The organism is Winogradskyella sp. R77965 (genome assembly GCF_044594915.1).
In the GTDB taxonomy this organism is placed as follows: domain Bacteria; phylum Bacteroidota; class Bacteroidia; order Flavobacteriales; family Flavobacteriaceae; genus Winogradskyella.
Genome location: NZ_CP138990.1, coordinates 873,918 through 899,151 on the forward strand (window position 1 = coordinate 873,918; position 25,234 = coordinate 899,151).

Annotated in this window: 19 protein-coding genes and 3 tRNA genes; 12 read left to right on the forward strand and 10 right to left on the reverse strand. The window is 32.6% G+C overall.

Annotation, left to right across the window (positions count from 1 at the left end):
- Positions 1-147: 147 nt before the first annotated feature.
- The 6 genes from SJY34_RS03895 to SJY34_RS03920 form a co-directional block, all read right to left on the reverse strand.
- Complete coding sequence (locus tag SJY34_RS03895) at positions 148-1,485, reverse strand: M24 family metallopeptidase (RefSeq protein WP_400079094.1); 1,338 nt, start codon at positions 1,483-1,485, stop codon at positions 148-150.
- A 92-nt stretch (positions 1,486-1,577) separates the two neighbouring features.
- Complete coding sequence (locus SJY34_RS03900; RefSeq protein WP_400079095.1) at positions 1,578-1,760, reverse strand: hypothetical protein; 183 nt, start codon at positions 1,758-1,760, stop codon at positions 1,578-1,580.
- A 102-nt stretch (positions 1,761-1,862) separates the two neighbouring features.
- Positions 1,863-2,726: an N-acetylglucosamine kinase gene (locus tag SJY34_RS03905; protein ID WP_400079096.1), complete on the reverse strand. Its 864-nt coding sequence runs from the start codon at positions 2,724-2,726 to the stop codon at positions 1,863-1,865.
- A gap of 75 nt (positions 2,727-2,801) precedes the next feature.
- Positions 2,802-3,803, reverse strand: a complete 1,002-nt coding sequence (gap, locus tag SJY34_RS03910; RefSeq protein ID WP_400079098.1) for a type I glyceraldehyde-3-phosphate dehydrogenase — start codon at positions 3,801-3,803, stop codon at positions 2,802-2,804.
- A gap of 30 nt (positions 3,804-3,833) precedes the next feature.
- Entirely contained in the window at positions 3,834-4,820 is a 987-nt protein-coding gene (gene pfkA / locus SJY34_RS03915) for a 6-phosphofructokinase (RefSeq protein ID WP_400079100.1), read from the reverse strand.
- A gap of 138 nt (positions 4,821-4,958) precedes the next feature.
- Positions 4,959-9,368 (reverse strand): translocation/assembly module TamB domain-containing protein, encoded by a 4,410-nt coding sequence (locus SJY34_RS03920; RefSeq protein ID WP_400079102.1) that lies wholly within the window; start codon positions 9,366-9,368, stop codon positions 4,959-4,961.
- 269 nt (positions 9,369-9,637) lie between these two features.
- Here SJY34_RS03920 and tsaD point away from each other — a divergent pair, with 269 nt between their 5' ends.
- From tsaD to SJY34_RS03955, 7 genes are all read left to right on the forward strand, one after another.
- Positions 9,638-10,660 carry a tRNA (adenosine(37)-N6)-threonylcarbamoyltransferase complex transferase subunit TsaD gene (gene tsaD / locus SJY34_RS03925; protein ID WP_400079104.1) on the forward strand — a complete coding sequence of 341 codons (1,023 nt, stop codon included), beginning with the start codon at positions 9,638-9,640 and terminating at the stop codon, positions 10,658-10,660.
- A gap of 203 nt (positions 10,661-10,863) precedes the next feature.
- Positions 10,864-11,493: a peptidylprolyl isomerase gene (locus tag SJY34_RS03930; protein ID WP_400079106.1), complete on the forward strand. Its 630-nt coding sequence runs from the start codon at positions 10,864-10,866 to the stop codon at positions 11,491-11,493.
- Positions 11,494-11,497: 4 nt separating this feature from the next.
- Positions 11,498-12,202, forward strand: a complete 705-nt coding sequence (locus SJY34_RS03935; RefSeq protein ID WP_400079108.1) for a 16S rRNA (uracil(1498)-N(3))-methyltransferase — start codon at positions 11,498-11,500, stop codon at positions 12,200-12,202.
- Between the two features lie 42 nt (positions 12,203-12,244).
- Positions 12,245-12,886 (forward strand): DUF4159 domain-containing protein, encoded by a 642-nt coding sequence (locus SJY34_RS03940; RefSeq protein WP_400079110.1) that lies wholly within the window; start codon positions 12,245-12,247, stop codon positions 12,884-12,886.
- Positions 12,887-13,086: 200 nt separating this feature from the next.
- On the forward strand, positions 13,087-13,593 hold the full coding sequence (locus SJY34_RS03945) for a TrmH family RNA methyltransferase (protein WP_400079112.1): 507 nt from the start codon (positions 13,087-13,089) through the stop codon (positions 13,591-13,593).
- 67 nt (positions 13,594-13,660) lie between these two features.
- Positions 13,661-14,749: an AI-2E family transporter gene (locus SJY34_RS03950; RefSeq protein WP_400079114.1), complete on the forward strand. Its 1,089-nt coding sequence runs from the start codon at positions 13,661-13,663 to the stop codon at positions 14,747-14,749.
- Between the two features lie 6 nt (positions 14,750-14,755).
- Positions 14,756-15,934: a class I SAM-dependent methyltransferase gene (locus SJY34_RS03955; protein WP_400079116.1), complete on the forward strand. Its 1,179-nt coding sequence runs from the start codon at positions 14,756-14,758 to the stop codon at positions 15,932-15,934.
- Here SJY34_RS03955 and SJY34_RS03960 read toward each other — a convergent pair whose 3' ends face one another.
- A complete protein-coding gene (locus tag SJY34_RS03960) occupies positions 15,935-16,528 on the reverse strand; it encodes a hypothetical protein (protein ID WP_400079118.1) in 594 nt (197 codons plus the stop codon).
- A 194-nt stretch (positions 16,529-16,722) separates the two neighbouring features.
- Between SJY34_RS03960 and SJY34_RS03965 the strand changes: the two genes are divergently transcribed.
- The 3 genes from SJY34_RS03965 to SJY34_RS03975 all read left to right on the forward strand — a co-directional run bounded on the left by SJY34_RS03965 (position 16,723) and on the right by SJY34_RS03975 (position 17,046).
- A tRNA-Ser gene (locus SJY34_RS03965) sits at positions 16,723-16,811 on the forward strand.
- A 51-nt stretch (positions 16,812-16,862) separates the two neighbouring features.
- Positions 16,863-16,937: transfer RNA gene (locus SJY34_RS03970), tRNA-Pro, on the forward strand.
- 35 nt (positions 16,938-16,972) lie between these two features.
- Positions 16,973-17,046 (forward strand) — tRNA-Arg (locus SJY34_RS03975).
- A 38-nt stretch (positions 17,047-17,084) separates the two neighbouring features.
- Here the strand turns inward: SJY34_RS03975 and SJY34_RS03980 are convergent.
- Positions 17,085-19,136, reverse strand: a complete 2,052-nt coding sequence (locus tag SJY34_RS03980; RefSeq protein ID WP_400079120.1) for an HD family phosphohydrolase — start codon at positions 19,134-19,136, stop codon at positions 17,085-17,087.
- A 227-nt stretch (positions 19,137-19,363) separates the two neighbouring features.
- On the opposite strand from SJY34_RS03980, the gene SJY34_RS03985 reads away from it, so the two are divergent.
- Together SJY34_RS03985 and SJY34_RS03990 are read left to right on the forward strand one after the other, a co-directional pair.
- On the forward strand, positions 19,364-20,542 hold the full coding sequence (locus tag SJY34_RS03985; RefSeq protein ID WP_400079122.1) for an acetyl-CoA C-acyltransferase: 1,179 nt from the start codon (positions 19,364-19,366) through the stop codon (positions 20,540-20,542).
- A gap of 11 nt (positions 20,543-20,553) precedes the next feature.
- Positions 20,554-21,303: an NlpC/P60 family protein gene (locus tag SJY34_RS03990; RefSeq protein WP_400079124.1), complete on the forward strand. Its 750-nt coding sequence runs from the start codon at positions 20,554-20,556 to the stop codon at positions 21,301-21,303.
- 56 nt (positions 21,304-21,359) lie between these two features.
- Here the strand turns inward: SJY34_RS03990 and SJY34_RS03995 are convergent, their stop codons facing one another.
- A complete protein-coding gene (locus SJY34_RS03995; protein ID WP_400079126.1) occupies positions 21,360-22,646 on the reverse strand; it encodes a tetratricopeptide repeat protein in 1,287 nt (428 codons plus the stop codon).
- A 28-nt stretch (positions 22,647-22,674) separates the two neighbouring features.
- A complete protein-coding gene (gene gyrA, locus SJY34_RS04000) occupies positions 22,675-25,212 on the reverse strand; it encodes a DNA gyrase subunit A (RefSeq protein ID WP_400079128.1) in 2,538 nt (845 codons plus the stop codon).
- Positions 25,213-25,234: the final 22 nt, after the last annotated feature.

A 25,234-nucleotide genomic window follows, 5' to 3' on the forward strand; every position in this document is an offset into this window, starting at 1 on the left:
ATCTTAGTTGTTAGATTGACAATTCCACCAAATAAACTGATATTTATAGCCTTATTTAGGTTGTAAAACATCTCCAAGGATATGAAAACATCTATTCTGCACTAATAAAAGAATCCGTTAGGCGCCATAAAAGATTTTAAGACAAAATCAATTCCCCTGATGCTCTTTAATCCTAGGAATCATTAACAATTTAGTTTGGCGACCATTAACGTATCTAAATCCATCCTTTCCCCAAAACCCTGCTTCTTCTAGCATAATTCTAATATCACGTTTCCATTCAGGAATGTTGACCGTTGTATTTAGCTCAATAGCATAAACGGTGTTCTCATGTAATGGATAATCACCAGTTACTGGTACTCCACCCTGAGAATCCCACATCCCTAAAGTTGTTCCTGAAGAATGTCCATAAGTACCTAAAGGGTGCGTATATATTGCTGGTCTTAGACCTTCACTTTTACCTTGATCTAAAGATTCCTTTAAAACTTGGTTTCCTGATTTACCAGTTTTAAAATTAGAAGTGAAAATATCTTGAACTCTATTTCCATCTTTAAGCGCATCTCGCAAAAATTTAGGAGCTTCAGTTTCATTGGGCTTTAAAACATAAGCGAGTTCTTGGCAATCTGTGTTTAACCTTAAATAAGTAATTCCGAAATCGCAGTGCACTAAATCACCAGGAAGGATAATCATATCTTCAGGTCGGTTAGAAAAGGCATATAAATGATTTCCTAATTCTTCTGCTGTACGCTGGACATCTACTGTTGGGTGGAACCAAGTTTCTAAGCCTAATGCAGTGACTTTATCTCGCATCCACCACTCTACGTCTGTGGTTGTCGTGATTCCAGCAGTGATTACTTTTTCTGAAAACGCTTCAGAAATAATATCATGTGTAATATCAACCAGTTGATTGTATATTACCATTTCTGTATCAGTTCTGGTTTCAATCCAACCAATCGCAAGCTGTTCTGCTGATTTTATTTTGGACTTATACCTCTTGGGCAAATAGGATATAAATGCCTCGTAATCAGTCTTTACTAATCCATCGCAAATATTAAAAGAATCAGAATAATTAAGTCCAATTGAACTTGGATTTCTTTCTTCTATAATCTGTATCAAACGCTTCCACTGATTAGGTTCTTTTTCTTTATCCCAAGCAGACACAATATTCTTACCAAAATTATATCTGGCAACTGCTAGTTTTTCAATTGTGTTTTTTTCTTTATTTCTATAAAAAACCAATATTGTTCTGCGTCTTGCATTTAACCATGTTGCTGGCAACATAGTTTTTAAAACGGGATCTTCATTGTATTCTCTAGAAATTAGAATCCACATGTCAAATCCTGTATCATCCATTAGTTTTGGCAGTAAATTATTAAACCGGTCTTCTAAAATATTATCAACAACTTCAGCACGTTCGCGCTCTGGAAGTATTTGCTGAGCTTGTAGTTGAAAACTAAGAACTAATAAAAGAAGTATTACCTGTTTCATAATGGTGTAAATTAGAGTTACTAAAGTACCTAATATTAAGGTATAAAAAAAGAGCGCTTAATGCGCTCTTTAATAATTATATATTTAGAAACTTAGTGTGTTAAACCTTGACGCTTAGCTTTCTTTTCTTCTCTAATTTCTTTGAAACGCTCAATAGCAGATCCGAACACCCAATAAGGGATAACAAAAGTTAAAAGGAATATCATTAACCAAAACCCAATAGTTAGTATGGTTAAAAATGCTAAAAATCCTAAATATTGATCAAATTCGAACATAACGGCGTTTAATTTTATTAGTGGTACAAAGATATAACCAAATAATAAGTTTTACAATAGGTAAAATGAGATTTATTAACAGGAAATAAACATTAATTAATTCTAAAGATTCTTTACATGGTAATCTACCAAACCTTCAATAGGCCGTCTTACAAAGTTACCCACTTTAAATCCATATTCTTGAGCAACTTCCTTTATTTCATCTTGAGAAAAATATGCTATAGAACCAGCAAAATGCACAGAAATTCCTGTATTTAATTCCACCTTATATTGAAGAATCATATGCTCGGTAAACTTTCTCAGTCCTTTTTTAATCAACTCTTTAATATAGTCAGAATCTTTATTTAGAAACATAAATTCAGCAAAATTTGCTAAATAAGCATTAGGATTCGGCTGTTTATAAAGATTGTATTTTATATAATCTGCATCAACATTGTACTTATGGTCAAAAGCGATTTTTAATGTGTGCGGCATGATACCAAAATAATAATCACGTATTAGTTCTTTGCCATAATAATTACCACTGGCTTCATCCATTAGCGTATAACCAAGGCTTAATACACGTTGATGTAATACTTCGCCATCAAAGTAACTACAATTAGAACCTGTGCCTAATATACACACTACTGCAGCTTCATCATTAGAATTAATAGTTGCCCTGACAGCTGCCATGGTATCTTCTTGAACATCTACTTTAGCATTAGGAAATATGAATTCTAGTATTTCTTTGAGTGTAGTTCTTGGTTTTTCCGTACCACAACCTGCTCCATAGAAAAACACATGAGTTACATCATTACTCATTGCTATAAGCTCATCACTTTTCTTTATTATTTTGTTAAGCTTTTTTTCGCTTAAAATGGCTGGGTTTAAACCTTTGGTTCTTATTTTATCGGTAGTTTGTTTACCATTTTTATCTATTGCAATCCAATCGCATTTTGTAGAACCACCATCTGTAATTAAAATCATAATGACCAAAAATTAAAAATTCCGTAGGTATGCTAAATTCATTATCCTACGGAATTTTAGAATTAATACTAGTTTCTATAAGTTATTGATCTTTTGTGCTAAATCAACCATTTTATTTGAGTAACCAAATTCGTTATCATACCATGATACCAATTTAAAGAATTTTGAATTTAGTTCTATCGCAGAGCCTGCATCAAAAACGCTTGTACGAACTTCACTAACAAAATCTTGAGATACAACCGCATCTTCGGTATATCCTAAAACACCATTCATGGAACCATTAGCTGCTTTCTTCATTGCTGCTTTAATAGCTTCTAAAGACGTATCTTTCTTAGTTTTTACTGTTAAATCAACAACAGAAACATCTGCTGTAGGCACTCTAAATGCCATACCTGTTAGCTTACCATCTAATTCTGGAATTACTTTTCCCACAGCTTTAGCAGCTCCAGTTGACGTTGGTATGATATTGTTAAGAGCAGAACGTCCTAACCTGTAATTTTTACGTGATGGTGCATCTACAGTAAATTGTGTAGACGTTGCAGCATGAATTGTAGTCATCAACGCTTCTTCAATCCCAAAATTATCTTCTATTACTTTCGCTAAAGGTGCTAAACAATTTGTTGTACAAGATGCATTTGAAACAATTGTATTGCTTGCTGTTAATTTATCATCATTAACACCCATAACAAACATAGGTGCATCTTTACTTGGTGCAGAAATCACTACTTTTTTTGCACCACCATCAATATGATATTGTGCAGTTTCTAAAGTTGTAAAAATACCTGTACATTCTGCAACGACATCTGCTCCAGCTTCGTCCCACTTTAAGTTTTTAGGATCTTTTTCTGCGGTAATTCTAATTGTTTTTCCGTCAACAACTAAATGTCCGTCTTTTACTTCTACAGTACCATCAAATCTTCCGTGAACAGAATCGTACTTTAAAAGATATGCAAGATGGTTAACATCTAACAAATCATTAATTGCTACAACATCCACATCACTGCGCTTTACTGTTGCTCTAAATACTATTCTTCCTATTCTACCGAATCCGTTGATTCCTAATTTTAAATTTGACATATCTACTATTAATTAATTTTTTATTTATTATTAAATTGACATTATATCTGAAACTCTAAGAAGTTCCATATTTATTTTTGATTTTCCTTTTACGGCTTGGTCAAATGGTGTTAAATCCATAATATCATTTTTAAGACCAACCATAAAGTTACTTTTTCCTGTTATTAAACTTTCTACAGCCTTTACTCCCATTCTACTGGCTAAAACCCTATCGAAACATGAAGGAGATCCTCCACGTTGCATATGCCCTAAAACAGATACTCTAACTTCGTACTCGGACATGTTTTCATCTACATAATCTTTCAACTCAAATACACTTTTACCAATTTTATCTCCTTCGGCAACAATAACAATACTTGAAGATTTTCCTGATTGTTTACTTCGCTTTAAAGATTCGACTAAACGATCCAAACCTAAATCTTCTTCTGGTATTAAAATCTCTTCTGCACCAGCTCCAATTCCAGTATTTAAGGCAATATGCCCTACATCTCTTCCCATCACCTCAACGAAGAATAATCTATTATGCGAACTCGCTGTATCTCTAATCTTATCTATAACATCTACGACCGTGTTTAAAGCTGTATCGTAACCTAATGTATGAGTAGTTCCATAAATATCATTATCTATTGTGCCTGGAATACCCATTACCGGAAAACCATATTCTTGGTTAAAAATCATAGCACCAGTAAAACTACCATCGCCTCCTATAACTACAAAAGCATCAATCTCCGCTTTTTTTAATTGTTCATATGCTTTTGCTCTACCTTCTTTTGTTCTAAACTCTTTAGATCTAGCAGATTTTAATATGGTACCGCCCTTATTGATTATACCTTTTACACTACGAGCATCCATTTTTACAAAATCTCCATCGATCATTCCTTCGTAGCCTCTGTAAATACCATAGCATTCTAAATTATGAAATGCACATGCTCTTACTACAGATCTTACTGCTGCGTTCATTCCTGGAGAATCCCCTCCAGAAGTCATAACACCTATTTTATTTATTGTATGTAGCATTAATTAAAATAATATTTTCAGTAAAATTACTAAACAATACATACAATTAGGTGACTATTGTCATAAAATAGCTAGCGAAAAAACAATTCAAACGTTTTCGTTAATAAGTATTTTAATAAAAAAGTTTGTTCTAAAGTTTTAGGACTTAGATTTAGTCTTTTCTTCTTTCATAGACATATAACTAGGCATCATACTTTCCGCTTCATTCCCCTTCTTTTCCACCTCTTTTTTAGAACCTTTATCCTTTCTGTTTTTGCCCGAAAAAATAATTTGAAGTAATTCTTTAAATGTGTCAAATTCTACATTATACGACAAACCAATCCCTTGTGTATAACCTATTTCTTCACCAAAATTTCTAATGGTATTTTCTCTATTGAATACTTTGGCACGTAATGAACCGTCTTCGTTAAGCAACCAATCAACTTGTACATCTCCTGTTATTGTAGTTTGCTGCGTAGTGCCAAACGGTACACCGACTTTTCCATTTACAAGAATTTTATCATTTATTTTTGTCTCTAATGTAAAACCTACTGACGAATTGGTTTGTAATTCTGGAGTATCCTGACCGATTTCTAAATCTAAACCTAATTTTAGATTTTCATTATCACCACCTAATATATTATTAACTATTCCGCTTAATCTTTCCGAAATGGTTCCTGTAATATTAACACCAGTTATACCACTAGAAAAACCACCCGTTGCTAAAAATATTAAGGCTTGGTTATCCCTTTCGTCTTTAGAAGATAATCTATAATCTAACTCAGATTTTACAGTAGAACTAACTCCAGGAAATCTAAAATTAAACTCTGGCTCAGGTTGCTCTAATTGGCCAGATAAACTAATTTCTACTTCCACATCGATACTTTGACTAATAGGATTGTCTAATAAAACGGACGGATTAGCTTTGCCAGAATACACGGCATTCAAATTTAATTCAGCATTTAGAGGATCACCTTCCCAAACTATAGTACCACCTGGATCTACATCAAACTTTTTTTCTACAAAGCCACCATATTTAAAGTTATACTCGCCTTCAAAAACCGTAAAATCTCCCCACATATCAAAGGTGCCGTTAGTATTAATCAAAAATCTTAAACCACCTTCTCCTCTACCCTTAATAGTACTACCAGCCTCTTTATCTATTACAATTTCTATAAGTGCATTTTGATTTACATCCAAATCGAAATCTAGCACTAAACCTTTGACTTCTATTTGTTCTGATATTTCACCATTAATCCTTGCTAATTTTTCTTCTGGACTTAGGAAATGAATAAAAGAGTTATCTCCAAAACTCTCAGAATCATTTAATGGTATGTAAAATTCTGTACCAGATTCTGTTCTTCCATCTTTAACTGAAATAACAAGTTGGTCTGTTGGTCCTTTAATTTGAGCTTTACCAGATATAAAACCTGTACCATAGTATAATTCGTCTTCAGATTCTTCGGTATTTAGAACTAAAAGCCTATCCGTAGTTAAATCCAGACCAAGTCTCCAGTCTGAAAAATTATTATGTTCTATGTAGCCATTTAAGTTTCCTTTAGAAAAGTACTTAGAATCCGTCATTGCTACATTATCAAAGTTAAAACGTTGATTACTTAACGATACTCTAGAATCGAAATCAAAATCATAATCTACATTAAGGTACGGAATAGACAAACCTGCTCTATCGAGTAATAACTCTCCATCAATACTAGGTTTTTTTAAACTTCCTGTAACTTTAGCATTACCCGAAACCAAACCTCTTATATTATTAATAACTCCCTCTCCCAAAGGATTTAATGGGTCTAGCAAAAACTCTTCAAAAGCGACATCAACATTTATGGTTGGGTTACGTTTAGCTACGTCTATTGTTCCATTTGCTATTAATGATTTTAAATTATCATTAATTAGAGACACGTCAACTGCATAATTGGTTATTGAATTATTTCCTTCTACTTTTGCTGAAAGATTTCCTAAATCATAATCATTAACAAATAAGTTACTCACCACTACATCAGATTTCGGCAGATAGACTCCATTATTTTGAACCAATTCTAGTTTTCCATTTACAATACCTTTTAAAGATAAACTATCAATGCGCGGTGTGATCTTAACCAGTTGAACATCATTAAAATCTAATTGAATATTTTTATTTTCAGAATTTTGTATGATACCAGAAAGTAATATCTCTTCATTACCTTGATTTATTTTAATTGGTGAGATATCAAAAGCTTTAAAATCTCTATCGAAGCGTATTTTATTTAAAGTGTCTTTTTGAGAATTCACTAACCATTCATAACCTTTAAATCTTACATCAGATTTTCTAAAACCAACAACAGACATGTTGTCTTCATCGATAGTGTAAAACATATTAAGATTGTAATCATCCCTATTATTTTTACCACCTTTAAATTCAGATTTAATTAATAATGTATCTCGTTTAGTCACATTGATGAGACTAAATTGTGACGCTTTATAAATGCCTGCATTTACACTGTCAATTTCGATGAATGTATTAAACAATGGGTTACTATTATCAATACTAACGTTAATATTATTAGCAAAATAGTCGTTAAACTTAATCTCTGGTGAATTAAATGTGAGTTCAAATCCTCTTTCTTCAGTTTCTATTCTGCCTTCAATAAAGGTGTTTTTCCCTAGGGTAAGATCCTTAAAAAATACTGCGGCAATTTTAGAATATATATTAAATCTAAAATTAAGATATTGTCCTTCTTCTACTTCATTAGGCACATAATTTGTATAAATACTTCCTACAGAATTTTCTACTAACTTGAGTATGTCTTTAGTTTTAAATTGTCCGGTAATTTTACCATTAATAATATCTGGTGAGTTTACGGCTATGGTTCGTTCAGTGTCTTTAAAAGAAGAGACGATATCAAAATCTTCAAATTTATACTCACCGTCTTGATTCTTATATGTTGTGTTCTTTATATTGATAGCTCCACTAGCATTATCGTATGTTGAACCGTTGGCAGTCATATTAACTACACCTCTAAATTCTGAAATACTGTCTCTAGTAACAAAGTTTAAAACCCGCAAATTTGCATAACCTACATTGGCTTTAAAATCGAATTTTTTAAGTTCTTGTGAAAAGTCTACTAATCCATTAAAGTTGAGCTTTAAATTTGGGTCATCGGCTTTTAAAATACCATTAAATATCTTGTTCCCTAAGTCCCCTGAAATATTAATATCTTCATAAACGTAGTCATTATAATCTAAAACAAAAACATCTCCTTTTACGTCTGTCCTTAGATTATCTATCGTAAATCCTTTTCCATCAACATCTAAATTTAACGAGACACTTTTCGCTGAAGGCTCATTAATTAACTCTCCAATATTAAATTCATCTAATACTATATTTCCGATATAATTAGCATTATCAATATCATTAATATTGGTTAATCTTAAATCAGAATTAATTAAACCGAGAGCTGTTACAATTTCTACATTAGCATCAACACTTTTTGCTGTGATGTGAGAGATTCCTTTTATCCTAAAGTTTCCAACCTTAGAAAGCACAGTTGGAATTGCTTTGCCAAGAATTCTAGGAAGTAAATCGGTCAAATCCCTATAATTTGAAGCTAAATTTTGAAATTTTCCGTCTAATGCAAAACTGTCTTTCTCATTACTGAACAAATTTTTAAAAGTAATATCTCCAATAATCCTAGTATTACTAGACGTACTGATATTGAGGTTTTCTGCTTTTAAATCATTTAGTGTGCCTGATAAGTCTGCATTTAAGGTGGCGCGTTGATTAGTCCCGAATTCGTCAAAAAATACATTAAGTTCTGTTAACGACACATCAGAATCTCTAAAACTAGCAACAACATCTACCTTGTCGGTAAAGTATTTTAAATCTTCGCGCTTATAATTAAATCGCAAGTCCCCTTTTAATTCCGACTGCTCGGTTTTAATATTTAGATCACCAAAATTCATGTGATCTAAAGTGTATTCAAAATTTGCCATTAAATTTTGAACAGCTATACCTCTACTATCTTTAAAACTGAATTTATTGATACGAGAACTAACATCCGGACCATTAATCAAAAAGTTTGTTGTATTGGCATTTAACTCTGTAAACTCAAACACTTTTGGTGTTTCTCGGTTTTCATCTATTAGTCTAAAAATGCCATCTTCAATAGATACATCGCTAGATGAAAACAGAAATTTGCTTGGTCCTACTCTAGGATTGTCATCATCAAACTTATCTACAAACACATCTAAATTGGTGTCTTGTGCACCTTTATAGGTTTTTAGATTAAAGACTAAATTCTGAATATCAATATCTCCAAAATTAAGTTTACTATTATAAAGGTTTTTGAAACTTATAATAGAACTATTAAGCTCACCAATACTTATGAGCGTGTCTTTTTTATAATCTCTTATGAGGATTTCTTTAAACTCTATATCACCATTTAGTTGAAGACCAACTTTACCAATATTAATGTCGGTTTTAAAATCATCATTTAGTCGCTTGGTAGCGTACTTACCAAGCTTATTCTGAACAGCAGGAATACCAAGAATTAAGAAGACAATAAGAAAGAGCAACAAAAATATGCCTATGATCTTACTTATTATTTTGAGTACTCTTTTGATAAAAATTACGTCTATTAATTGATGAAATTCTAGTAGCTTTTTCTGTAAAACCGAAATATTATTTTACATCTGTAGCCACTTCTTTAATTCATAAAAATTCTGATTGACTTTCTAAATTTTCAAACAAAAAATTCATGTACTTTTGTCTTTAAAATACGTTGTTAAGTACTGTTTAAGACTATATCTGGTAAAATTAACAATTATTGTGCCTAATATCGACTATGAAAAAAGAAAATATTTATATCCTTGGTATTGAGTCTTCTTGCGATGATACTTCAGCTGCTGTACTTTGTAACGACAAAATTTTAAGCAATGTTGTTGCAGACCAAAAAATACATGCAGAATATGGTGGTGTAGTACCAGAATTAGCGTCTCGTGCACATCAGCAAAACATAGTTCCTGTAGTGCACCAAGCCCTTGAAAAAGCTGGTGTTTCTAAAGACCAATTAAGTGCTATTGCGTTCACTCGCGGTCCAGGATTAATGGGATCATTATTAGTGGGTACCTCTTTTGCTAAATCTTTGGCTTATGGGTTAGATATTCCTTTAATAGATATCAACCACATGCAAGCGCATATTTTAGCCCATTTTATTGATGAAGAAAATCATAAAAAACCACCTTTTCCATTTTTAGCCATGACCATTTCTGGAGGCCATACTCAAATCGTAAAAGTGACCAATTATTTTGAAATGGAAGTTCTGGGAGAAACGATTGATGATGCAGTTGGTGAAGCTTATGACAAAAGTGGGAAAGTTCTAGGCCTAGGTTATCCTGCTGGACCAGAAATTGATAGACGTGCGCAACTGGGTAATCCGAAAGCGTATCAATTCACCAAGCCAAGAGTTGATGGTCTTAACTTTAGCTTCTCTGGCCTAAAAACAGCCATTCTTTATTTTGTTCAACGTGAAGTAAAAGCTAATCCAAATTTTATTGAAGAAAACCTTAACGACATTTGTGCTTCAATTCAATATACCATTATTGGTATTTTAATGGATAAATTGAAACTAGCCGTTAAGCAAACTGATATAAAACATATTGCCATTGGTGGTGGAGTTTCTGCCAATTCTGGAATTAGAAAAGCGCTTAAAGACGCTGAACAAAAATTTGGTTGGACAAGCTATATTCCAAAATTTGAATACACTACAGATAATGCAGCCATGATTGCTATTGTTGGATATTTGAAGTACTTGGAAAAGGATTTTGCAGATTTTGATATAATGGCTACTGCACGATTGAAGATATAAAATGAAAAGATTTGCATAATATAAATAGCATTTAAATTAGCACAAATCCTTTTAATTTTCAATATAGCCACCAGTATCATAAAACACTATTACAGAAGTCTTTAGACTTAGTACTGTATTACCGTCATCGATAAATTATCTATTTATTTTTAATTTCTAGTAAATTTTAGTTCATTTGTAGATAGCCCTAAACAAACCCTACTATGAAATATCTTTTAACACTTTTACTTTTTATCCCATTTTTCGGATATACACAGAGCTCCTTAGCAAAACAACTAGATTCTATAACAACAAAAAAAGATGCTGATACTTTTTTAAAAACTCATAATCCAGAAGATGGAAAAGTATACACCTACAATAAGGAAAAACATAAAACTAAAATAGCAAACAGCCTTTTTAAACTTTCTAAAGGAGGAAAAAAGGTGATAAAAAATAAATATAAAAAAACCTATTACAAGATAATTGATAAATCTAAAGTTGATCATTGTAAATTCAATGTCATAGTAATAGATGGTGAAAAAACATCAAATCAATCTGCAAAAGTGATTCGCGACAAAGTTTTGTCACAATATAACGAGGGTTATAAATTTGAAGATTTAGCTAAACAGCACTCCTCAGGTTCTACAGTAAAAACGGAAGGTGATACAGGTTGGATAAAACTTGGAGATATATCTGCCACATTCGACATGCAGGCTTTTCATCAAAATCGTGATATTGGTGACGTATTTACAGTAGACGATTCACAAAATAAAAAGTATTACATTGTTGTGAAAACGAAAGATAAAACTCCAATTGAAGAAATAACCGTTTTAAAATTTACAGAAGACCTATAGATTAATGCAATTATTTTACAATTCAAATATTTCTGAAAGCGACGATCGCTTTAGTTTTGATAAGCAGGAAAGTAGACATATTGTAAAAGTACTTCGTAAAAAAGCAGATGACTTATTATATATTACTAATGGTAAAGGCTGGTTATTTGAAGCGCAGCTAACCTTAGCAGACGCAAAGCACTGCGCAGTAAATATTACTTCAAAATCTTTAAATCCAAAACGCAATTACAAGTTACACTTAGCTGTAGCACCAACTAAAATGAACGACCGTTACGAATGGTTTTTGGAAAAAGCTACCGAAATTGGCATAGAAACCATTACTCCTATTATTTGCGATCATAGCGAACGTAAAGTGATTAAAACGGAACGCTTTGAGAAAATCATTCAGTCTGCTATGAAACAATCTTTACAATTTTACATACCAAAACTTAATTCTCCAATTGCATATAGAGAGTTCATAACTCGAGAGTTTTCTGGTCAAAAGTTTATTGCTCATTGCGAAGAGACTGATAAAAAATCATTGAAATCTCAGATTAAACCTAATAATGAGTACACTATTCTAATTGGACCAGAAGGCGACTTTAGCGTTAAAGAAATTAAAATGGCTTTGCAACATAATTTTATTCCAGTAACTTTGGGTGATACACGACTAAGAACTGAAACTGCTGCTATTGCTGCATGTCATTCGGTAGCGTTTATCAACGAATAAACCCATAACAAATTTATAAACATTTTTGAAGCAAAATAACGCATGAAATTATTTTTCTCATTTCTCTTTTCTCTTTTCTATTTCATCTCATTTGCTCAAGAAGTAGCGATATTAAAATACAAAGGTGGTGGTGATTGGTACAGTAATCCGACTGCATTACCAAATTTGGTAAAATACTGCAATGACTATATAGACACCAACATTAATGAGAACATTAAAACGGTTGAAGCTGGCAGCACAGATATTTTTCAATTTCCATTATTACATATGACTGGTCATGGTAATGTATTTTTTAGTGATGATGATGCAGAAAATCTTCGGAATTATTTAGTCTCAGGTGGCTTTCTTCATATTGATGATAACTATGGTATGGAACCATATATTACAAAAGAATTAAAGAAAGTGTTTCCTAATAGTGAGTTGATTGAAATCCCTAAGAACCATGCCATTTTCAGTACGGCATATAATTTCCCTAATGGTTTACCAAAAATCCATGAGCATGATGGTAAAGCGCCCAAAGCCTTTGGCATTTTTCATGAAAGTAGATTGGTTTTATTGTTTACTTTAGAAACAGATTTAGGAGACGGTTGGGAAGATGAAGAAGTACACAATGATCCTGAAGAGGTTCGTGAAAAAGCATTGAAAATGGGAGCAAATATTGTGAAGTATGCTTTTGAGAATTAAATAATGATGGAAAAATTTTCAACTAAATATAAAATATTAGCTATAGTTCTTGCTCTAGCTTTTACTTTTCAATCTATGAATAGTATAAGTTGGCACACTTATTCTTCGAAATCTGATGTTAATATTTGCATGCCTTTTGTTGGATGTATGTTCCAAACACCTACTCACCTTTCCTATTTTTGTAATGATTACCATAAGTTTTGAAGCAACTCACCCACTACACCACCAACTTCAAAAAACAAAAACATCCAATCACCTTAGTTTGCGATAACATCTCCAATGCACCAAATATTGGCAGTTTGTTTCGCATTGCCGATGCTTTTAGCATTGAAGAACTGATTTTGTGTGGCAAAAATATATCGCTTGGAAAACGCATGACTAAAACATCACGATCTACTGAAAAGTATGTTAATCATAGAATTGAAAAAAGTATTAAGACTGTAATTACTGACTTAAAAGCTAAAAACTACTTTTTAATAGCTTTAGAGATTACAAAAAATAGCCAAGAATTGAATCAATTTACTTTAAATACTAAACTACCCATTGCACTAATTTTAGGTGATGAAAACTTTGGTGTATCAGAAGATATTTTAAATCAAAGTGATGCTATTGTTCATATTAACATGTATGGAAATAATAGTAGCATGAATGTGGTGCAAGCAACAAGTATCACACTTTACGAACTGACTAAACAACTTAATTCTTAAATTTGCTGTGCTGAATTCCTGCCTGTCGGGAGACGGGTATTTCCGTATCTTTAACTATATTTAGACCATGAATTCAAAAGTTATTGCTAATGGTATTTTAAGAGCTCTAGGCATTTTGCTTGCTATTGCTTTGGTTTTGTTTTTTTTGTATAAAATTCAGTCAGTAATTGTTTATGTAGCTGTTGCTGCAGTTATTTCATTAATTGGAAGACCTATAGTTATCTTTCTTAGACGAAAACTGAAATTCAACAATACAGTAGCTGTCGTTGTAACTATGGTTTTATTTATAGGACTATTAGCAGGTTTAGTAGGCATGTTTATTCCGTTAGTTGCAGAACAAGGTCAAAATTTAGCTTTACTAAATATTGAACAACTTCAAGAAAATGTTGAGAATTTATACAACCAAATTGTTACCTATTTTGAATTTCAGAATATAGATGTAGAACAATCTATAAAAGATTCTAATCTATTGTCTAAGCTAGATTTTGCCGCAATTCCTAATTTCCTAAATAGTTTTATAAGTGGATTGGGGAGTTTTAGTATTGGCTTGTTTTCAGTTTTATTTATTTCGTTTTTCTTTTTAAAAGATAGTAAACTGTTTGAAGATGGCATTATGACATTTATACCAAAAGGAAACGAAATGCGCTCAAAACGTTCTTTTACCAAAATAAAAGATTTGCTATCACGCTACTTCGTAGGTTTAATTTTTCAGATATTAATTCTATTCGTTATCTATACTATTGTACTTCTTATATTTAGAATAGATAATGCCGTAGTCATTGCTTTTCTGTGTGCATTATTAAATCTTGTTCCATATGTAGGGCCTTTAGTCAGTGGTTTTTTAATGTTATTACTCAGCATGTCTAGCAATCTTGGTGAGAGTTTTAGTGAGGTCATATTACCAAAAACTACTTATGTAATGATTGGTTTTATTGTTGCGCAGCTAGTGGATAATTTCTTCAGTCAACCATACATATTCTCCAAAAGTGTAAAATCTCACCCACTCGAAATATTCCTAGTAATTATTATAGCAGGAATTTTATTCGGTATTGTAGGTATGATTGTCGCAATACCAGCTTATACCGCAATTAAAGTAATTCTGAAGGAATTCTTATCAGAATATAAAGTCGTAAATAAACTGACTAAAGACCTTTAGTTTAGTTTGAATTTAGATATCTTAAATACTGAAATTCAGAAATATATAGATGCAAATCTGAAGTCAGATATTGCAAGCCTTTTACTAAAAGGAGTTCCTTTCAATGATATAGAAGCTAAAACTATTATTGAACAAGTAGAAGCTAAAAAGCGTTGTGAAAAGAAGCTACCAACTTGGTTCAATACTGATGATATTTACTATCCCAATAAACTTAATATTGAACAGACCTCTTCAGAAATAACTGCAACATATAAAGCCAATTTAGTTTCTGGAGAATCGCTAATTGATCTTACTGGTGGTTTTGGTATAGATGCTTATTATTTTTCTAAACAAATAGACAGTGTAGTACATTGCGAAGTTGATACTGAGCTTTCTAGCATAGTAAAGCACAATTACCAAGCATTAAATGCTTCTAATATTAGATGTAAAAATGAAAGTGGTATTGACGTCTTAAAACAATTAGATCAACCATTTGATTGCATCTATATTGATCCTTCCCGACGAGATGATAGTAAAAAGAAAGTGTTCTTACTTTCAGATTGTACACCAAATATAAAGACCTTTCAGAATTTATTTTTAAAGTACGCTAAAGGTGTAATGATAAAAACTTCACCTCTATTAGACTTATCTGCAACCCGTTCTGATTTAAATCATGTCAAGGAGATTCATGTTGTTGCTGTTAACAATGAAGTGAAAGAATTATTGTGGCTATTAGAGCGAGATTATGAAGGAGATGTTACCATTAAGTCAGTGAATCTGCAAAAAGATAAGATTCACAATTTTGAATTCAATTTTGAAAACGAAGTAATTGCTGATGTTAAATACAGTGAACCTCTCAATTATTTATATGAACCTAATTCTGCAATTCTCAAAGCTGGCGCTTTTAACTCCATCAGTGAACAATTAATGCTCAACAAGTTGCACAAACATTCTCATTTATACACTTCTGATGCGTTAATTGATTTTCCTGGAAGACGATTTCAAATTAAAAAAACGTTGTCATTTAAAAAAAAGGTATTTGCAAAAGAAAAAATTTCAAAGGCGAATGTCACCACTAGGAATTTCCCAATATCTGTAAGTGATATTAGAAAGAAATTGAAAATAAAAGATGGTGGCTCAACTTATCTATTCTTTACTACTAATTTAAATGATGAGAAGGTTATCTTAGTGTGTTCAAAATTATAATTACAGAAAACCTTTTTGGGCAATTACCATATCGTTTCCCCACAGTTTTACTAGGTAAGAAATGTCTATAGGAAAAAAAGATGATGAACCATCTGTGTTATATTTTACAGGACATTCAATACGGTTACCATCAATAATCTCACATTTATTCTTTTTATTATCTGAGATAAAAATTGCTTTAGAATCAAGCTTATCGTAAACTTTTTTTAAATCTATAACAGCATACTTTAAAAATCCAGAAGCATTTTTTACTTCACTTTTAGACCTATCAATTATACCATAAGTAAAATAGTGTGCCTTCATCTTGTAATATTCAGATTTGTGTCGCTCTTCAACTTTATTTTCATCTCTTCTGTATCTAATTGTAAAATCTGAATAGTCTTTATACTGCTCTTCTCTAAAACGCTCTTGTACACTCATAATATTATCTCCCTTTCTAAAAACATAATCGATACCATTCATCATATCTATGTATTTAGCATAATCTTTTCTCAGTTGTACTTCAGTCCATTGCAAGGATTTATAAATCAAAGGTAAAGCTAGATTCTTATGTACATAATCTGTAAAAGCTCTATCATTTTGATATTTTGACATTTATATTTAAAGTGTTTTATAATGAATCTTGAAATTAAATATAGAACTAAAAATCTAATAAATAAGCCAATAGCAACTCAAGACTTATTAATAAAAAAAATAGCTATAAAAAACTCAAAAAAAATGTTGCGTTCTTTAATATGAAAAGTTAACTTTGCATCCGCATTTTTATTGAAATACGTTCATTTATTACCGGAGAGGTGCCTGAGTGGCCGAAAGGAGCGGTTTGCTAAATCGTCGTACCTAGAAATAGGTACCCAGGGTTCGAATCCCTGTCTCTCCGCAAAATTTACTGCAGCTAATGCGACTGTTAGTAATATTTAGATAATCATTTCGGGGTGTAGCGTAGCCCGGTTATCGCGCCACGTTTGGGACGTGGAGGCCGCAGGTTCGAATCCTGCCACCCCGACTTTATCGCATTTTAAAGTTTTTAACTTTAAAAATGGTCGCATAGCTCAGCTGGATAGAGCACCTGCCTTCTAAGCAGGCGGTCCTAGGTTCGAATCCTAGTGCGATCACAAAAAGCCTTAACAGAAGTGTTGAGGCTTTTTTGTTTTTATTCAGGATACTCAATTCTTAAGTGATAGATGTTTGCCAACTTAAGCTTTAGTACCTTTTTAATAGATTGAATTTCTTTAAATGTAATATCTGCGTTTAAAAACTGACCACTTTCCATCTGTTTATTAATAATATTCTCTACAAACTCATTAATCTTTGTACTTGTTGGCTCTTTTAAGCTTTTAGATGCCGCTTCTACACTATCACACATCATCAAAATAGCGGTTTCTTTACTAAAAGGTTTTGGTCCTGGATAAGAAAAATCTTCAATATTTACATACTCATTGCTCGACTTTTCATTCATATAAAAGTAATAAACCAAACTAGTGCCATGGTGAGTTCTTATAAAATCAATAACTCTATCTGGCAGATTATGTTTCTTTGCTATTTCTATTCCATTTATTGTATGGTCTATGATAATTTTCGCACTTTCTAAGTTAGACAATTCGTCGTGTGGATTAATACCTGTACTTTGATTTTCGGTGAAATATGTAGGGTTTTTCATCTTACCAATATCATGATATAATGCTCCTACTCTAATCAACATAGCATTAGCTCCAATTTCGTTTGCAGAAGCTTCAGCTAAATTAGCGACATTCAATGAGTGATGAAATGTACCAGGAGCTCTATTGGATAACTCTTTAAGTAGCTTTGTGTTTGTATCAGATAATTCTAAAAGTGACACATCAGAAACTAATCCGAAAATCTTTTCGTAAATATAAATCAAAGGCTGAACGAAAAGTGTTGCCAATCCACAGAGGACAAATAACCCAAAAGTTTCCCATTTTAAACCTGTAAGTTGCCCTTCGTGAATAACGAAAAAAGCAAAATAGGCAATGATATATATAAACGTAATTTGTCCAACAGAGATAAATAGATTAGCCCTTTTATATAATTCTGATACCGTTAAAATAGTAACTATACCAGCTATAATTTGAAGAAACATATATTCATAACTATTCGGCACAATGAAACCTAATAACAACACCGTTAAAACATGAGCAAACAAGCCTAGTCTGGCATCGAAAAAAGCTTTTAAGATTAATGGTAAAATACAAAGAGGTACTACATATAAGTACTCAGAGTCATAATTTATCACCAAAGTGGTCAACAAAATCATTAAGGCAATATTGAAAAATATAAAGGTGACTTTAGTATTATTCAAAAAGACCTCTAATCTATACTTTCGAAGAAATAAAAGTAACATCAACAACGCTAATGCTACTAAAAGCGTATAAGCAACAAGAACCCAGTTGTAGTTAGCCGAATTCCATGTCTGTGATTCATATTCAGATTTTAAAGAGTCTAGAATATCATATTGATTATTTTCTACAACTTGACCTTTTGAAATTATCAACTGATCTTTCTCAACGCTTCCTCTCGTTAACGAAATTTTAGATAGCTCCTCCTCTAATGCCTGCTGTGTTAAGTTTTCATTTATGGTAACATTTGGTTTTATAATATCAAAGAAAATAGACATCATTTTAGTTCGCTTTTCTAAAGAAACTGAGTTACCAAAATGCCTTTCTATAAGCTGCCTTAATTCTTTTAATTCATGTAAACCTCCATACTTTAATTCCTTTTTCAACTTATTAGAGGACGATAATATAACAGGTTTTTCATCAGAATATTCATATTCTATATCTAAAACACCATTACTATATAACTCATCAATAAGTATTTTTCCTTTTTTATATAAATTTGAGTTTTCAATTTTTATATAACTAGAGTCCTTAAAAGTTTGATTAAAATGTTCTATATAATCTGACAAGACAGCAACTTCAATATCCTTATTGCTTTTAAAATAAATGGGACTATTCTTTTCAATCTCTATCTTTTCGCTTTCAATTTCAATTTGAGATTTCTTAATGGCAAAGTTAAATGGAGCATATAGATTTTCTGATTGCCATGGTTTTCCTTTTTCAAAAGAATATCTGAATTTTCCTGTTTTTGGAAATAGGTAAACAATAAATAGTGTTGTAACTAAGAATAATAATATCTTATATACAAGCGCATGATTTTTATACCATTTATTAAGAAGTGCATTCATGTGTTTACATTCATCGTTTTTTAAAGATCATACTTCGACTACGCTAAGCATGAGTACGGAACGTCAAAGAATAGAGCTTCGTTATTGTACGAAATTTTTATCACTGATGTTTCATATACAATCAAATGTAATAAATATTAGAATTTTAGACCGCTATAATCAGTAATACATTCCGAAATCTCTCAAAAATTGATTAATTTCGCAGCAACTAATATATTCATAACACAATGAACAAGGACGTTGTCATAGTTTCGGCAGTAAGAACTCCCATCGGCAGTTTTTTAGGAAGTTTGTCTAGTGTACCAGCACCAAGATTAGGTGCTATTGCAATTAAAGGTGCTTTAGGTAAAATAAATTTAAAACCCGAAATGGTTGATGAAGTTTTAATGGGTAATGTTGTACAAGCAGGTACAGGTCAGGCTCCAGCAAGGCAAGCTGCCATTTATGCTGGTATACCAGACTCAGTTCCTTGTACCACTATTAATAAAGTTTGTGCCTCTGGCATGAAAGCTATTATGCAAGCAGCACAAGCCATTCAACTTGGTGACGCAGAAATAGTTGTTGCTGGTGGCATGGAAAATATGAGTGCAATTCCGCATTATTATCATGCGAGATCCGCTACAAAATTTGGCCCAGCTACACTTGAAGATGGTATGCAAAAAGATGGATTAGTGGATGCGTATGATAAAAACGCTATGGGAGTGTGTGCAGATGCTTGTGCTACTGAATACAAATTCAGTAGAGAAGATCAAGATGCTTATGCCATTCAATCCTATAATCGCTCTAGCTCAGCTTGGGATGCAGGTAAATTTGATAATGAAGTAGTTCCTGTTGAAGTACCTCAACGTCGCGGTGAGCCAATTATAATGGATAGAGATGAAGAATATACGAACGTAAAAATGGAAAAAATACCTGCTTTACGTCCTGCATTTACTAAAGATGGCACTGTAACCGCAGCTAATGCATCTACAATTAATGATGGTGCTGCAGCAATGGTGTTAATGAGTTCAGAAAAAGCAAATGAATTAGGTCTAAAGCCTATAGCTACTATAAAAAGTTATGCAGATGCTGCACAAGAGCCAAAATGGTTCACTACTGCGCCTGCTAAAGCTTTACCAAAGGCAATAGCAAAGGCAAATATTAACTTAAGTGATGTTGATTACTTTGAGTTTAATGAAGCCTTTTCTGTAGTTGGTTTAGCGAATATGAAAATTCTAGGACTAAACGATAGTAATGTAAACGTTAATGGAGGTGCTGTATCTTTAGGACATCCACTCGGGTGCTCTGGTGCCAGAATCTTAGTAACCCTAATTAATGTTCTTCATCAAAATGATGCTAAGATTGGAGCTGCTGCAATATGCAATGGTGGTGGTGGTGCTTCTGCTATGATATTAGAACGCGCTTAAATATTACATTTATGCAATACGGCATCTGCAATCTTGGAATTGTACCAATACGATTAGAGCCTAGCGATACCAGTGAAATGGTAACGCAAGCATTGTATGGTGACCATTTTAAAGTATTAGAGCAACGCAAAAAATGGAGTCGTATTCGTTTTGCATATGATAAATATGAAGGTTGGATTGATAACAAACAGTATTTAGAGATTGAAGAGGCTGATTACAAAGAATTATCAAAATCTGACAATAGGCTTTCTAAAGATTTAATTGAATATGTTTCGGATTCTTTGAAAAATTTATATCCTATTCCTGTTGGATCTAGTTTAAACGGTCTAAAACTACTCAACCATAATTTTGACGGTAATAGCTTAAATATTAGGCGTCCAAAAGCAGAAATTGTTAAGACGTCTTTCTTATATTTAAACGCTCCTTATTTATGGGGAGGAAAAACACCTTTTGGTATAGATTGCTCTGGATTTACTCAAATGGTATATAAACTTAATGGCTACAAGCTCTTAAGAGATGCATCCCAACAGGCAACACAAGGTGAAGCCTTAAGTTTTATTGAAGAAAGTGAACCTGGAGATTTAGCTTTTTTTGATAATGCCGAAGGTAGCATTATACATGTTGGTATTATCATGAAAGACAATTATATTATCCATGCGCATGGTAAAGTTAGAATAGATAGATTAGATCACAGTGGCATTTATAATATGGATAAAAATGCACATACTCACAAACTAAGAGTTATTAAAAAGATTATATAAAAAATAAAATGCGACTTATTAAATAAGTCGCATTTTATTTTATTAAATAGAGACGATTAATTGCCTCCTGCAGAAGCCTCCATAGTTTCTATTTTAGCTTTCATTGCCTTAAACTTGTCCATTTCACCTAGAGCACTGTAGATATTCATTAACGTTCTTGCAGCATCTATATTTGTGTTTTTTAATTCTAAAGCCTTTTCTAAAAAAGGAATAGCATCATTATATAATTGTGTACGCTTTTCTTTTAATTCGTCATACTTTTTGTTGTCTGCTGAACTTGTTCCTAATCCATTCATTTCTTCTACTATAGCAGCTTCACCAGATAAAATTGAAACAGCCATGTTATTGTAAGCATCAACGTAATTTGGATTAATTTCAATTGCTTTTTTATAGTAGTTCAATGATTCTTCAGTGTTGCCAGCCTCAGCAGCTAAAACACCTAAATTATAAAATAGCTCGGCATTATTAGGATCTTTCTTAGTTGCCTCTTCCATTAAAGCTTTAAACTTATCTCTATTGCCCATCTTTAAATGAACATTCGCCTCGGATAATAATAATCCTATATCATCAGGATTTTCTGCACGAGCATCTGCCATTGCGCCTAAAGCTTTCTCATTTTTTTCTTGAGACACGTAAATTAAAGCGATATTTTTTACAATTTCTGCCGTTTTTGCTTCGCTCATTTCATCTTTAGGATCTTTATGCAATTTTGCCTGAACTGAAAAATCTCTGGATTTTTTATCACCAAACGCTTCTTCTACACCTGTTTCTACATTAGTTGCGTAATAGTTCATTTTTTCACCACTATAGCCCATATTGTTTAATTCAATATAATAATCTAAAGCCGTATCATAATCAGGAACCGAAACTGCAGATGTTGCCGCATAGTAAAGGTATAATGTATCTGTTGGCGACATTCTATAAACTTTCTCAAATCCTTTAGCTGCAACTTCATAGTTCTTATTAGTAAAGGCATCATTAGCCTTAGTTAAAAAAGAATTCATCATACCAGTCTTCATAGTGTTGGCATCTTCAGTATATTTCAACTTTCCTATCGAAGATTCCAAATCCTTCAACATATCTAAAGTTGAAATAGCCTCATCAATATCAGCATCAGAACCTTGCCCTTCTGCATATAGCGCTTGGGCTTTTAAATAATAAAACTTCGTTTTTGTTTTATCATCCATATTTCCTTTTAGAGCCTCTGCAGCCGCTAAAGCCGATTTAGCATCACCAAAATTCGAATTTTTAAGTGCTTTCTCAATAGCCTTAACTTCATTCTTTTGCGCAAAAGACATCGAAGTAACTACTACGAGTAACACTAATGCAATTAGTTTTTTCATCTTGTAATAAATAATTTATTGTTAATTTTTAGTTTTCAGTTTCATTGTTATCAATAGCCGTGCCATCTTCGTTAGATGTTTGGTTTTCAGATGTTTCACCATCAACTTCCTCATCGGCTTCATCATCATCTTTCATCACTTTTGCAACGGCTGCTATAGAATCGTTTCCTTTTAAGTTTATTAATTTTACACCTTGGGTAGCTCTTCCCATAACACGCAAATCGGCTACTGCCATACGTATTGCTATACCAGATTTATTGATAATCATTAAATCATCTTCGTCAGTAACGTTCTTAATAGACACTAAGTTACCTGTTTTTTCTGTAATAGAAATAGTTTTTACACCTTTTCCACCTCTGTTGGTAATTCTATAATCTTCCAAACTAGAACGTTTTCCATAACCATTTTCAGAAACAACAAGTATATTACTATCCATATCATCCACAGCAATCATACCTATAACCTCATCGGTTTCTTCGTTTTGCAATCTAATTCCTCGAACACCAGATGCATTTCTACCCATTGGTCTGGTTTTAGCTTCTTCAAAACGAATAGCTTTACCAGACTTTAGTGCTAACATAACCTGACTTTCGCCTGTTGTTAGCTTAGCTTCTAATAAAGTATCATCTTCCTTAATCGTTATGGCATTAATACCATTTGTTCTTGGTCTAGAATATTGTTCAAGTGATGTTTTCTTAACTTGCCCTTTTTTAGTAGCCATAATCACATAATGGCTATTGATGTAATCTTCGTCTTTTAAATCTTGCGTACAGATAAAAGCCATCACTTTATCATCTTGCTCAATATTTATAAGGTTTTGAATTGCTCTACCTTTTGATGTTTTTGATCCTTCAGGTATTTCATAAACACGCATCCAGAAACATTTTCCTTTTTGAGTAAAGAATAGCATGTATTGATGGTTTGTCCCAACAAACAAATGCTCTAAGAAATCTTCATTACGTGTAGTAGATGCTTTCTGACCTACTCCACCTCTATTCTGTGTTTTATATTCTGTTAATGAGGTTCTCTTAATATATCCTGCATGAGAAATTGTAATTACTACCTTCTCATCTGGTATCATATCTTCAATACTCAAATCTCCACCTGCATATTCTATAACAGAACGGCGCTCATCACCATATTTATCTCTAACAACCTCTAATTCATCTTTAATGATAGCCATACGACGGTCTTTTTTGTCGAGGATATCTTTTAAATCTTCAATAGTTTTCATTAAGTCATCATATTCAGCACGAAGTTTATCTTGCTCTAGTCCAGTTAATTGACGTAGGCGCATTTCAACTATAGCCTTTGCTTGAATTTCACTCAATTCAAAACGTTCAATCAACTTTGCTCTCGCTTCATCTGCATTAGAAGATGCTCTAATTAAAGCAATAACTTCATCGATATTATCTGATGCAATAATTAAACCTTCTAAAATATGAGCACGTTCTTGAGCTTTACGTAATTCATAAGTTGTTCTTCTTACAACAACTTCATGTCTATGCTCAACGAAATAATGAATTAACTCCTTTAAATTTAATAATTGAGGACGTCCGTTAACAAGCGCAATATTATTAACACTAAAAGACGACTGTAAAGCGGTGTATTTATATAATTTATTAAGAACGATATTAGGAATAGCATCGCGCTTTAAAACATAAACAATGCGCATTCCGTTTCTATCCGATTCATCTCTAATTGTAGAAATCCCTTCAAGCTTTTTATCATTCACCAAATCAGCAGTCTTTTTAATCATGTCTGCTTTATTGACTTGATAAGGAATTTCGGTAACTATGACACATTCTCTACCCTGAACTTCCTCAATTACAGCATTACCACGCATAACTATGCGTCCACGACCAGTATGAAATGCTTCCTTAACACCATCATAACCATAAATAGTTCCTCCTGTAGGAAAATCTGGTGCTTTGATGTGTTGCATTAACTCGTCAATCTCAATATCATTATTTTCAATATAAGCAACAGTACCATTAACAACTTCAGTTAAGTTGTGCGGAGGCATATTAGTTGCCATACCAACTGCAATACCAGAAGCTCCATTAACTAGCAATCCAGGAATACGTGTTGGAAGCACAGTAGGCTCTTCCAAAGTATCATCAAAATTTAATTTATGATCTACAGTTTCTTTATCAATATCTGCCAACATGTCTTCAGATATTTTGCGCATACGTGCTTCTGTATAACGCATTGCTGCAGGACTATCACCATCTACAGAACCAAAATTACCTTGACCATCTACTAGCATGTAACGCAAACTCCATTCTTGAGCCATACGCACCATTGCATCATAAACTGATGTATCACCATGAGGATGATATTTACCTAAAACTTCACCGACTATTCTTGCTGATTTCTTGTGCGCGCTGCTTGCTCTAACACCTAGCTCATGCATACCATATAACACACGTCTGTGAACAGGCTTTAAACCATCTCTTACATCTGGTAGCGCACGTGACACAATGACCGACATTGAATAATCAATGTAAGCCGATTTCATTTCATCTTCAATATTAATTGGAATGAGTTTTTCTCCTTCTGCCATAAATAAAATTAATTAGTTTTTT